At 38.0% G+C, this 12,778-nt stretch carries 6 protein-coding genes and 1 other RNA gene; 4 read left to right on the top strand and 3 right to left on the bottom strand.

The features are described 5' to 3' along the window. Positions 1-38: 38 nt before the first annotated feature. Together IPM48_11455 and IPM48_11450 are read right to left on the bottom strand one after the other, a co-directional pair. Positions 39-1,538, bottom strand: a complete 1,500-nt coding sequence (locus IPM48_11455) for an SUMF1/EgtB/PvdO family nonheme iron enzyme (GenBank protein ID MBK9272200.1) — start codon at positions 1,536-1,538, stop codon at positions 39-41. A 78-nt stretch (positions 1,539-1,616) separates the two neighbouring features. Next, entirely contained in the window at positions 1,617-2,645 is a 1,029-nt protein-coding gene (locus tag IPM48_11450) for a PorP/SprF family type IX secretion system membrane protein (GenBank protein ID MBK9272199.1), read from the bottom strand. Between the two features lie 87 nt (positions 2,646-2,732). Between IPM48_11450 and porU the strand changes: the two genes are divergently transcribed. Next, entirely contained in the window at positions 2,733-6,584 is a 3,852-nt protein-coding gene (gene porU, locus IPM48_11445; GenBank protein MBK9272198.1) for a type IX secretion system sortase PorU, read from the top strand. Positions 6,585-6,679: 95 nt separating this feature from the next. Next, positions 6,680-7,888, top strand: a complete 1,209-nt coding sequence (gene porV / locus IPM48_11440; GenBank protein ID MBK9272197.1) for a type IX secretion system outer membrane channel protein PorV — start codon at positions 6,680-6,682, stop codon at positions 7,886-7,888. A gap of 488 nt (positions 7,889-8,376) precedes the next feature. Here the strand turns inward: porV and rnpB are convergent. Next, positions 8,377-8,757: RNase P RNA component class A (gene rnpB / locus IPM48_11435), an RNA gene on the bottom strand. 80 nt (positions 8,758-8,837) lie between these two features. On the opposite strand from rnpB, the gene IPM48_11430 reads away from it, so the two are divergent. Together IPM48_11430 and IPM48_11425 are read left to right on the top strand one after the other, a co-directional pair. Beyond that, positions 8,838-12,158, top strand: coding sequence for a HAMP domain-containing histidine kinase (locus IPM48_11430; GenBank protein MBK9272196.1), 3,321 nt, complete (start codon positions 8,838-8,840; stop codon positions 12,156-12,158). Between the two features lie 58 nt (positions 12,159-12,216). Then, on the top strand, positions 12,217-12,696 hold the full coding sequence (locus IPM48_11425; protein MBK9272195.1) for a sterol desaturase family protein: 480 nt from the start codon (positions 12,217-12,219) through the stop codon (positions 12,694-12,696). The last annotated feature ends 82 nt before the right edge of the window (positions 12,697-12,778 follow it).

The following is a 12,778-nucleotide window of genomic DNA, read 5'->3' as shown; positions in this document are numbered from 1 at the left end:
CGGGGATCTAACTCTTAAAGAACAATCAATTGATTCAATTATTTGTAACTTCTTTTTATCTTGGGTTGTTTGCGGTTAAATTCGATTCCACCGGCATCTTCATTACCGGTTGGTCCTCCGGTGCGGGTCATTGCACAACGAAATCCTATCGTCCTGTCTGATTTGTCTTCATCCTTGTATCTCCTTGCCCCGGGAGACAACCAGAACAATCTGTCGGCCCAGGAACCACCTTTCACCACCCTTGATTTTTTATTGATCAAAGATGACTGACCATACAAATATTCAATGCGATCAGAATCATCGTCTCTCCAATCTTTTACATCACCTCTGTTGTAGTTTTCACGATCGCTTACCGCAGAATCCTTCACAGCCTGATATTGCAATCTTCCCAAAGTATCTTTTTCAACAGGTGCTCCTGATTCATCCAATATCAATTCCTTGAATTCATTTCCTCTGAATGGGTTTAAATCATGGTTTTCAACATCCCGTAAAGTGGTAGATGTCAAAGGTCTAAAAACATCTTCTACCCATTCAGAAACATTGCCACCCATGTTATACAGACCAAAGTCATTGGGCCAATAAGTTCTTACCGGTGCAGTGATGTGAGCCCTGTCATTCAACTTACCTGCCATACCCATATAATCACCTCCAGACTTTTTAAAGTTGGCAAGGATCTCACCCATGTGTTTGTCTCTTCTTTTGTATCTTGCTGTGTTACCATCCCATGGATAAAATCTCTTGTCAGTGTACAATTCATCTTTATTTATGGATTGTTTACCAACCAGCGCCAAAGCAGCATATTCCCATTCAGCCTCTGTAGGTAAACGGTATTCCGGAAGTAGAATACCATCTTCAAAACGGACGGAACGCTCTCCACCTGTGGAAATGTCTTCCAGATTTTTTCTGACATTGCCCTGATATTGGCCATTTAAATAAGACTTGGTATTAAAATTCTCTGAATCGACCTGATCAGGATTGGGGTTTAATATACCTCTTTCAATCAAAATCATTTCGTTGACCCGATCCGTTCTCCATTTGCAGTATTCGGTAGCCTGTAACCAGCTCACTCCAACTACCGGATAATCGTCATACGAAGGAAACCTAAAATAGGTTTCTATAAAAGGCTCATTCAAGGCTAGCTCCTCTCTCCAAACCAAAGTATCTGGCAAGGCAGCTCGCATAACGTCCGGATATGATTTAAAAACCCGACCTAACCAGAAGCAGTATTCCCTGTAGTTGATATTGGTAACTTCTGTTTCATCCATATAAAAAGATGATACTGTAACCCTTCTTGGAATATTGTTCCACTCATAAGTTACATCTTCTTCAGTGAGACCCATGGTAAAAGTACCACCTTCGATCAGCACCAAATTAGGGCCTGTCACCTGTCCTTCATAATCTACTTTTTCGAACCCACCATATTCTGGGTCATTGTACTTCCACCCAGTTGCGGAAGACTTGTTATCCTTCTTGCTACAAGAAGCGATCAATAAAATTGTCGCAAAAAGCAACACCATTGAAAATACTTTGACTTTCATTCTACTACTGACTTTTACAATTGGAGAACAAAATTACTGCTTTATTTATTGTTTGGCCCAAAAAAAAATGAAAAAAAATTAATTAAATGCCTCAAAACAGTTTACATAGGACTTTTTCGGGGGTTTTGCCTTATTGAACAACAAACTAAATTCATGGCTCCCTCCCTGGGCCAAAGTCAGGGAAGATACTGTGAAATCGAAGCTATATGCCAGCTTTAGATTGCCTTTTTTTAATCCTAAAACCCCAATTAGAGCATCTGGATTTTGTGTCGCATGCCTATACCACATACCAACAAAAACAGTATTGAACTGGAGTTGGGTTCCTGCATTCAATTGTAAAAAACCGGCCTGATTAAATATTGCCAAAGCTGGCTGTAATGATAATACATTGATATTCTTCTGTTTAGATAAAGGAATCTGAGCACCAGTGTGCAGAGACCAACGAACAGGTAAACCTGAAAACCCACTGTTATTAACATTCAATATTCCAATCGAAGGTCCGTTCAAGTGCTTGGAAGACAAACCAATAAACCAATTGGGTGAGTGGTAAAGCAAGCCAGCACCAACATCTAAATATGCAATTCTGTCATCGGCTGGACGTACTTCGCTGGATGCAATTGGAAGACCACCTGGGGTAACATAACCCGTTTTGGGATCAATTTGATCGCCAAAAACGAACTTATCCCATCCATAATTCAATCCTACCAAACCAGCTTCTACCCCCCCTTTTATATAGTGGCCATCCCGATTGAGCTCGACACGATAAGAATAATATCCGGCCGCTTTATAGCTCTGAATAAAACCCGCACCTGCATTATCTGCCAATAATTCAAAACCAAAGCCACTTTTGATTTTATCAAAATACTGATCATAGCTTAAGTGCAGGGTGGAATAGGTTCTAAAAGGCTCTTCTATCAAAGGCCATTGATTCCTATAAACAGCCGCAAAGCGCGGAGACTCCGAAAGTCCTGCAAATGAAGGATTTAATTGTAAGGGTGCCGCATAAAACTGACTGAAAACTGGATCCTGAGAACTGCTGGTCTGCATGGCCAACCCGATCAGGATTAATACCATTCCAGCTGTTAAAATCCATTTCTTTACAACCATAATTAAAATAACTTGGTTAAACAATCGTTTATTTCACAAATTGTTTGGATATTGGACTAGTTTTTACGTAAATCAATCAGCCCTGTCATGAATCTTTTATTAAAAGTTATATTACTTTTTAGTCCTTATATTTTATCATCCCAACAAATATATAGCTACCAACCAAAACTAAATTGGCTACCTCTGGGTAGTTCTGTGAATCAAGAAATTTTCAATCCACTTGGTATATTTCAAGGCGCGCACAGGGCTCAATCTGATCCAAGAATTCCAATTTATCGTATAGAAATCCCTGTTGAGCGTTCTGGCAAAGTAACCACTAGATTGTATCCAATATCGGTTGAGTCATTTGAAGTTTCCCAAGCTTCATTGGAAGCAACAAATTTGTCCATCCAAACAGAATATTTACATTCTGGCGAAGTTTTGAAAGAACGAAATCAGTATAAATCGGTGATCGCCATTCATCCAGTTCGAAAACTTGCCGATGGCAAATTTGAAAGATTGCTTGAATTCAAAATAGAAATTCTCTTCGAAAACAATCCTCTGACGCAAACGAGGAACAGCCCGGAATATACCCGGCATTCCGTGTTGGAAAGTGGCAATATCTATAAAATTGCCGTTGACAAAGCGGGGTTTTATAAAATGGACAAATCATACCTCGAAAAAAATTTAAAAATCAACCTCACAGGGATCAATCCAAACCATATTCATTTGTTTGGAAATGGAGGAACTAAACTACCGGAAGGGAATGATGTGCCGAGAGAAGATGATTTGGCTGAAAATCACATTTTTGTTTCCGGTGCAGAAGATGGAGTATTTAATGATCAAGATTTTATTTTATTTTACGCCACCGGCCCTGATCTTCTGAAGTATTCTGATTTGAGTTCGGATTTTGAAATGACAAAAAATCCTTATAGTTTTAAGAGTTATTATTATATAAAAATTGACAATACACCCGGTCTCAGAATTGAAAAGATTGAAAACAATTTTCAGCCTGAATATCAAACACAACTGGGCTTACATTGCCTACACTATCAAAAGGAACTCAACAATCTTTTGGACCTTGGAGATTGCACCCATGGTACAGGGCAGCAGTGGTTTGGAGAAGACCTGAGCAACAGCAGGAGCCTGGATCTTGGTAATTTTTTTAGTTTTACCGGAGTGGATTTTACCAAAAAAGTAAAACTAAAAGCCGGTTTTGCCTCCAGATCTGACAGGTCCACTCAACTTCACATTAATGTCAACAATCAAACGGTGTCTAAATTTTTAGGAACCATTAATTATAGCTGCACATCCACTTATGCTGCCTATAATTCTATCTCTGATGAAATTGATTTGAAAGAAGATTTGGCCCGGGTAAAAATAAATTTCCCTTCGATCTCTTCCAGTTCAAATGGTTGGTTGGATTATATTCAATTAACTGCATGGCGACGACTGGCTTATCAGAATGAACCGCTCTTTATTTTTGATCCAAATGCAGCTCAATTTAATTTCAGTCAATATAACATACAACACCAGGCCAATTCCAATACTATGATTTGGAATGTGACTGATCCACTCAGACCAGTTCAAATTAATTTTGAATCGCAAGGTTCTTCCATCCAATTCATTGACGCATCCAAAGATCAATACAAGTCCTATTTTTTAATCAATACAAATGCCATTCAAAATTCTCCTGAATATATTGGCCTCATTGAAAATCAAAACATCCACTCTTTGGACAAACTGGATTTTGTGGTTGTGTACCCTGAAATCTTTGAATCTGATGCCATCCGATTATTTAATCACAGATCCAATTTTTCCAATTTGAAAGGAGCAGTGGTTCCGATTGATCAGATCTATGAAGAATTTGGTTCAGGCTCCAAAGATCCTACCGCACTTCGGGATTTTCTAAGAATGCTTTATACAAGAGGTCCCAATTTTAGATATGTGATTCTGATGGGAAATGCCACATTTGATTACCGCTACATTAATAACAATCGCTATCCTGATAATAATTTTGTCCCAACTTTTCAGACAAATCAATCCCTTGATCCCATCGATGGGTTTCCTTCAGATGACTATTTTGCCCTGATGGATGAAAATGAAGGAAAATCTCTGTCAGGTCTTTTGGATCTTTATGTTGGGCGTATATTAGCGAGGTCTGCAGAAGAAGCCAAAAATCAAGTCGATAAAATTATAAAATACGATACCGATCCAAAAATGATGGAGGACTGGAGATTAAAAATGTCTTTCATTGGAGATGACGAAGATGGTAATATTCACATGGTAGATGTAAATCGGGTAAGTGATGATTTTCACCAACAGGATTTGTTATACAACCACGAAAAAATTTATCTGGATGCTTACGAACAGGTAACGACACCGGGTGGAAATCGTTTTCCTGAAGTCAATAAAGCGATCAATGCTTCTGTGTTTTCCGGAAATCTGATTATGACCTATTTGGGACACGGGGGGCCAACCGGATTGGCTCAGGAAAGAGTGTTACAGGTTCCTGATATCAACACATGGGACAATCAGGATAAAATGTTTTTGATGATCACTGCGACCTGTACCTTCACTACTTTTGACGATCCAAAAATAACCAGTGCCGGGCAGCAAACCACTTTGATCAAAGGTGGTACAATCGGATTATTTTCTACTGTCAGACCTGTTTACGCCAATGACAATTATCAATTGACCAATGCGGTTTTTAAATTCATCAGGAAAAAAGAAAATGGAAAATACTTAACCCTTGGTGAGGTTCTCGCCAAATCAAAGAATGCGAATTCAGGAGGCTTTTTTACAACAAATGCCCGCAAATTTATGCTCTTTGGCGATCCATCACAAACCCTGGCCTATCCGAAAAACGATATAGAAATCGTCTCGATGAATGGAAAGCCTATACAAGAAGCCACTGACACAATCAGTGCATTGAGTACCGTAACTTTCAAAGGACGTATTCTCGATGAAAACAAAGAATTGATCAGTGATTTCAATGGCACGCTGGTCGCCACCGTTTTTGACAAAGTAATTGAACTAAAAACAAGGGGGAATGATGCCGGTAGCAGAATTCAAAATTTTAAGGTTCAAAAAAATATCCTATTTAAGGGAAATACAGAAGTAAAGAATGGAGAATGGGAATTTTCTTTCGTCGTCCCGAAAGACATCAATTATGCATATGGCAATGGAAAGATAAGTTTGTATGCTTCGGACCAAACAAACAGGGACGCCGCGGGATTTAACAATTCAATTGTTGTTGGCGGAGTTTCCACTGGGGGAATTGCAGAGGACGAGCCGCCCGTGATTCAATTATTTATCAATGACGACCAATTTGTCAGCGGAGGTATTACCGACCAAAATCCAAAAATTTATGCCAAATTGTTTGATGATATGGGGATCAATGTAACCGGTAATTCCATTGGCCATGATTTAGTAGCTATTTTGGACCGCAATTCCGATAACCCAATTATTCTAAATAGCTTCTATAAAACCAAACTTAATAACTTTCAGGAGGGTGAAGTAAGTTACCCTCTCAAGAATTTGGCTGCAGGTAAACACACTCTCAGTCTTGTAGCTTGGGATATTACCAATAACATGGGAACCGCTGAAATTGAATTCCATGTGGTGGATGAATCCGATTTTATTCTGGATCGAGTTCTAAATTACCCCAACCCATTTAATGCATGGACCCGTTTCCAATTTGAAACAAATGTGAGCGGACTTGGTATGTTGATTACTGTTCCTATTTATTCCATCACAGGCAAAATGGTCAAAACCATTGAAAAACAAATTCAATTGACCGGTTACCGGTATGAAGAATTGGAATGGGATGGCACCGACGACTTGGGCACCCCCTTGGCCAATGGTGTTTATTTGTACCAAATAAGGGTGAGTTCCAACGACAATGAGATCCAATTCAATAAATCCAGTGATTTTCAAAAATTAGTAATCCTGAGATAAAACCCCAATAAACTTTATTAAATAGATAGATCATAAGTATTTATTATTTGTAATATTCCAGAAAATCATAATTTTGCAAAAATTTTAGAAGTCCAATGAGAAAATTCTTTATCATATCCACCTGCGTGTTCTTCAATGGCTTGCTTCATGCACAGCAATGGGACGACAGGAAAAATTGTATCATCGATCAGGCTACCGGTGAATGTGTCACCAATACGATACTTACAGCACTTCCATTTATGCACATTAATCCTGATGCAAGAGCCGGTGGTATAGGTGATGCAGGTTTGGCTACTAGCCCTGACCCAAATTCAATGCATTTCAACGCTGCCAAACTTGCCTTTGTAGAAAACAAATTTGCAGTTTCAGCGACCCTTTCTCCCTGGTTGCGCAATCTAAACATTGACGATATTTATTTGCTCTACCTTTCCGGCTATTATAAAGCAGGGAATGATCAAGCGGTGGGGGGTGCCATCCGATATTTTTCCCTGGGTTCGATCGATTTCCGGGATGAATTTGGCAATGATCTTGGTACAGGTCGTCCAAACGAAATTGAAATCACTGCCGCGTATGCCAGAAAACTGACACCCAGATTGTCCGCAAGTCTTAGCGGTAAATTTGCTTTATCTAGTCTCGCTACAGGAAGGACGGTTTCAGGAACGCAAATATTTCCTGCGAGGACGTTTGCAGCAGATATTGGTGTTTTTTACAAGGGGCCTGCAGGTTCATCTGGAAGGAGAAATTACCTCAGTTTAGGTGCTGCGATAACCAATCTGGGAGCTAAAGTAACTTACACCAAATCAACAACAAGAGACTTTATCCCCACCAATTTTGGCATTGGTGCCAATTACGAGATGAATTTTGATGATTACAATAGCTTAAATCTAATTCTCGATTTTAACAAACTAATGGTTCCTTCCACAATTCCACAAGGTCATCCAGATTTTGATGCCAACAATAACAAAATCGCCGATATCAGAGAGAGACCTTTGTTTAGTGGTGTGTTTGGCTCATTTTCGGATGCAGTAGGAGGATTTACAGAAGAAATGCAAGAGGTTACCATCCATCCAGCTCTGGAATACTGGTATGACAAACAGTTCGCTGTGAGAATGGGGTATTTCTACGAACATGCTTTAAAGGGTAATCGAAAATTTTTCTCATTGGGTTGTGGAGTAAAATACAATGTTTTCTCAATTAATATTTCTTATTTGGTGCCAACCAATATAAATAGAAGCCCATTGGCAAATACCTTGCGATTTACTTTCATTTTTGATCTAGGAGCTAAACAAGGCGAAGAAAATTAAATAAGTCAATCGTTCTTATTTTTATCCATTCGAAATGGCGGATTGAAGATTTCTCTTTTCAATTTGGTTGATTATTGAACCACCTGTTCAAAATGGTTAAATGAAACATGTGCTAACAATGTCAAGATATCAAAACGACTATTCGTTGATGACGATACTTTACTTTATAAAACAATACAATGAATTTTTTTTGGCGGATTGCATCAAAATCAAGCAATCAGTGAAATTCTCCTGATCAACATTGCAATAAAAAACTTTCAAATTCTAATCGAACTTGCAATCATAAATTAAGGGTTTTTCAAAATATCAAAGCAACAATGGTTTAAAATTCAAATTTGATAATTGCGACAAAAGGATTCAGTTTTATCGATGGAGTATATTCTGCAAAAATCAAAAATGTTTAATCAAAGAAAGCAAGCTCAAGAGACTTTGATGCTTCAATGGTTCTGAACTTAGGCATTGTGCGGAACAATAAGTCAATATTTATAAAAAAAGGAGTCAGTATAAGCCGGATTCTGTTCCCTTAAAGGGTGTCCATCATTTATCTGGTTTTGTCATTACTGACAAAATCTATCTGCCTACCCTTCCGCATGCCCAAGAGCACAGTCGAGGAACTGGGAAGCAATTGCTTCCAACGGATATACATGGCATTTCAACTCACAAGGTTTATCAGATGCATTGTTACCAACTACACCTGTGCGCTCTTACCGCACATTTTCACCCTTACCACGCCAATGGCGTGGCGGTTTAGTTTCTGTGACACTATCTGTTTCTGCATATCTGCAGAACCCACCCGTTAGGTGGTGTGATCCCTCATGTTGTCCGGACTTTCCTCCCCGTCTTCACGGAGCGATGGACCCTGACTCCGTTGCAAATGTAACTAATTCCTAAAAGATTTTCACATTATAAATAATGTAAATGTATAATGTTTTAACTTTATGCGGTGATATTGGATAAACTAGCATTCAAGCGATTTGGTCACTGGTACTATTTATGGGCCATTGGCTTATTGATGGTGGCTATTGGCAAACTGTATGAACGAAATTATCAGCTCCTCCAGCACGATCTCGGACACCAATACAAATCTCAAATTGAATCAAAAATCCATGAAACAGAAGAGTTATCCGGATATCTCACAAAATTGCTAAAATCGGTACAATGGAGTTCCGATCAATCCAATCAAATCTATGAGAGAATTTCACTCCTTTTAAAAGACAAGAAGCAATATGAGAATAGCCATCTGGTGTTTTGCAAAGGAGGTAATTTACTTTATTGGCATCGGACTGAAAGCTACTTTGATCCTCAATGGTGTCCTTGTCTGACAGAATCCGGGGATGGACTTTTTACCATTCACAATGAAAACTACTATGGAGTAAGACAAAATATTTCTTTTCCGAATTTTGAATTATGTTTTATACTTTACTCCAAACTTCCAAATCCATTAACGTCAATAAAAGATTCTCCCTACATTACATTAGAAAGATCCAACAAAAATCAACTGCCCATTTTCAACTTGCAAAAAAAACAAATTGGATTTGTCAATCATATTGGCATTGGGCTTTCCAAAGAATTTTCAGAAACAATTATTTTATTTTACATTCTACTATTGCTTGTATTCTATTATCCGGTACATAAATTTGCAAAACTATTTTTTGAAAGAAAATGGATCAGTTGGGGATTCCTTTCCATTTTTATGGGGATTGTGACAACCTCCAGCTTGGCCCACTGGTTGGTTCAGGATCCTGAATATTTCAATAGCATTTTTACAAAATTCAGAATCCAGTCCATACTCTTCGAATATACTTTATTTGAATTGATTGTATTCTCTTTCATCATATTCCATTTATCCTATCTATACCACAGGTATTTTAGTTTGCCTGAATTTGATTTAACTCAAAAAGCATTTACCAGGCAGCTTATTCCCATTTTGAACTACGTCACCATTTTACTTGCCCTTCTATTTTATGTCAGTTTTTTCAAAACCATTTTTGTAAAATCTCAGATTGTTTTTGAACTACAAAAGACGATCTTTATGCCGGTTGAGAATTACCTGATCTTACTGAGCTTGCTATTGATCATTATTTCTGTCTTTTTAATCTCACATAAATTATTCCAAAGTACGTTTAGCTTTCGACTGAAGCTTAGAACCAGATTTTTGATGTATTTGTGTTCTGTCGTTTTTTTTCTGCCTTTTATTTTATATCTCAAAACAGAAATTCATCCAGTCACATTCATTCTTGGTGCTTCGATAATTGTTTGGCTTTTTGACTATTTCGTAGAATACAAGCAGGCAAGTTCAATGTGGTTGATCAGTTGGTTACTCATCATCTCTGTCATTACATCCGGACTTGTATTCCACTATCAGAATATCCGGAAGCGAAAAGAAAAGGAACAAATTGCAAACCAAAGTATTCAGCAAATCGTTCAGCGCAACGATAGTCTCGCTACTTCAGAAATTGATCTCAATCAACTGATCAGTCTTTCCCTTGACATGGGTTTTGACTTGTTTCTATTTGAGAATAAATCCCTTAAATACAGTTCTGGGTTTGATTCACCGGATTACCAATTTTGTATTAGGAATTTAAAAAAAGAAAATTCACGCATTGTCCGTGTTCAACAATCAGAGCTGTGGATACATAGATTCAGCAAAGAACATATCGTTGTATTAAGACATGAATTACCCACGCTGGTAAAGAGTATTTCTCTTTTTTCCTATCTATTTACCATTCTTATCATATTATCCTACTTAATAAGCCTGTTGCACCAACGGTATCCGATTCTACCGGAAGGTTTAAATATCCAGGTAGAATCCAAACCCTCCTTGCGGACCAAAATTCAATTTTACATAATCCTTGGAATCGTATTCAGTTTTATTATTATTGCGATGGTTACTGTTTTCTTTACCAGAAGATCAGAGCAACAGATTAGCGAGGAATCATTATTTAACAAACTGAGGTATTTAAGCACATTTCTTGAACAAAGCATTCAAAATGTCAAGGAGCAGGAAGACGCAAAGTTTCTTTTGAGGGAACAAATCAAAACCACTTCTTCACTTTTTGATTATAGTCTGGAATTCTATGACAATCAGGGATATCAGGTCCCGGTATTTGCCAATCCTGCAGCTAGCGATTCAAAGATAAAACTTTGTAATCCGGAATTTTATTTTTTCTACCCATTTAGCATATCTGATATCATTATCAAAAGGATCTCCCTACCAGACCATGAAGAAAAACTGTACGCTTACAAGAATATTTTTTTTAACAGTATCAGGTTGGGGACGATCGAGATGTCAAGCTTTCATGGTTCTGAAAGTTCTACCGAAAACCGTTTAACCAATTTAATCAATACCTTATTAAACATTTATGTTTTTCTATTTCTGATCGCTGCATCTTTAGCCACATTGTTGGCAAACTCGATAACATCTCCACTCGAAGTGTTGAGTGAAAAAATAAAATCAATGCGTCTCGGAAAAAGGAATGACACATTGGAATGGGAAAGTCAGGATGAAATTGGGGATCTGATACAGGATTACAATCGCATGGTAAGCCAGATTGACGAATCTGCAGAGTTATTGGCAAAATCTGAAAGGGATAACGCCTGGCGAGAAATGGCCAAACAAGTGGCCCATGAAATAAAAAATCCTTTGACCCCGATGAAATTAAATATTCAATATTTATTACAAAGAATTAAATCGGGAGACCGTGACATTGGAGAAATGGCTCAAAAAGTCAGTCACTCCATTTTGGAACAAATCGATGGACTCACTCAAATAGCCACTGAATTTTCAAATTTTGCCAAAATGCCTCAAGGTGTCCACGAGAAAATTTTATTAAATGAACTCATTTCTCATGTCCATGATTTGTATAGAAAAAGAGATGATCTTGATATTTTCCTAACGGTGCCAATTGATGAGTGTTATGTATTTTGCGACAAAAATCAACTAATGAGAGTACTCAATAATTTGATTAACAACGCCATTCAATCAATACCTGAACATCGGCGGGGAAAAATTGAGATTGTCTTGCTGTGCGACCCACCATCTGCTCTTATTAAAATAAAAGACAATGGTATAGGCATTCCCATTGACATGAAAGACAAAGTTTTCCTGCCAAATTTTACCACCAAAAGCTCCGGAACCGGTTTAGGCTTGGCCATGTGTCGACAGATCGTAGAGTCTGTCAACGGAGCGATTTATTTTGAGACTCAAGAGACTGTTGGTACTGAATTCTTTGTGAGCCTGCCTATCATGAAAAACGAGGGTCAGGATTGAGGCATTCTCCTAAACCAACTCTGCACAATTGTTGTTTTAAATAAAAAATTTACACCAGATGGCTGTTTGGGTTTTGTATTTAATTTGTGTGGTTGGTGCATTTTTTGGAATGGAATTTATGGCTTGGTTTACTCATAAGTACATCATGCATGGTTTTTTGTGGTCCTGGCACGAAGACCACCACAAGCCACATCACTCAAAAACCGGATTTTGGGAGAGAAATGATCGATTCTTTTTGGTCTTTGCCATTCCCAGCTTTTTTTGCTATCTGATTGGCTCACTGGTTGCTGAATATACCTGGTTACTTTTCATTGGTATTGGAATTTCAATCTACGGAGTATGCTATTTTCTTGTTCATGATGTATACATTCACAGGCGATTTCAATGGTTCAAACAATTGGATAACCCTTACTCAAAAGCCATTTTAAGGGCACACGGCGCACATCATGCCAAGACCACCAAAGAATCCTGTGAATCATTTGGCATGCTGTTGGTTCATCCCAAATATTATAAGAAACGGGAAAAATCAGTTTCTTGAAAATGGAAGGAAACTAAATTGGTGCGTAGACATTTCAACATGTGATCTGATCACTCATCCATATTATTCCATTCCACCCGGA

Source organism: Saprospiraceae bacterium (assembly GCA_016715965.1).
GTDB lineage: Bacteria > Bacteroidota > Bacteroidia > Chitinophagales > Saprospiraceae > Vicinibacter.
This window is presented reverse-complemented; position numbering and strand designations above follow the sequence as displayed.

Coding starts and splice junctions, on each gene's coding strand:
- porV (MBK9272197.1), top strand. CDS start 6,680: ATGAGAAAATTCTTTATCATATCCACCTGCGTGTTCTTCAATGGCTTG.
- IPM48_11455 (MBK9272200.1), bottom strand. CDS start 1,538: ATGAAAGTCAAAGTATTTTCAATGGTGTTGCTTTTTGCGACAATTTTA.
- IPM48_11425 (MBK9272195.1), top strand. CDS start 12,217: ATGGCTGTTTGGGTTTTGTATTTAATTTGTGTGGTTGGTGCATTTTTT.
- porU (MBK9272198.1), top strand. CDS start 2,733: ATGAATCTTTTATTAAAAGTTATATTACTTTTTAGTCCTTATATTTTA.
- IPM48_11450 (MBK9272199.1), bottom strand. CDS start 2,645: ATGGTTGTAAAGAAATGGATTTTAACAGCTGGAATGGTATTAATCCTG.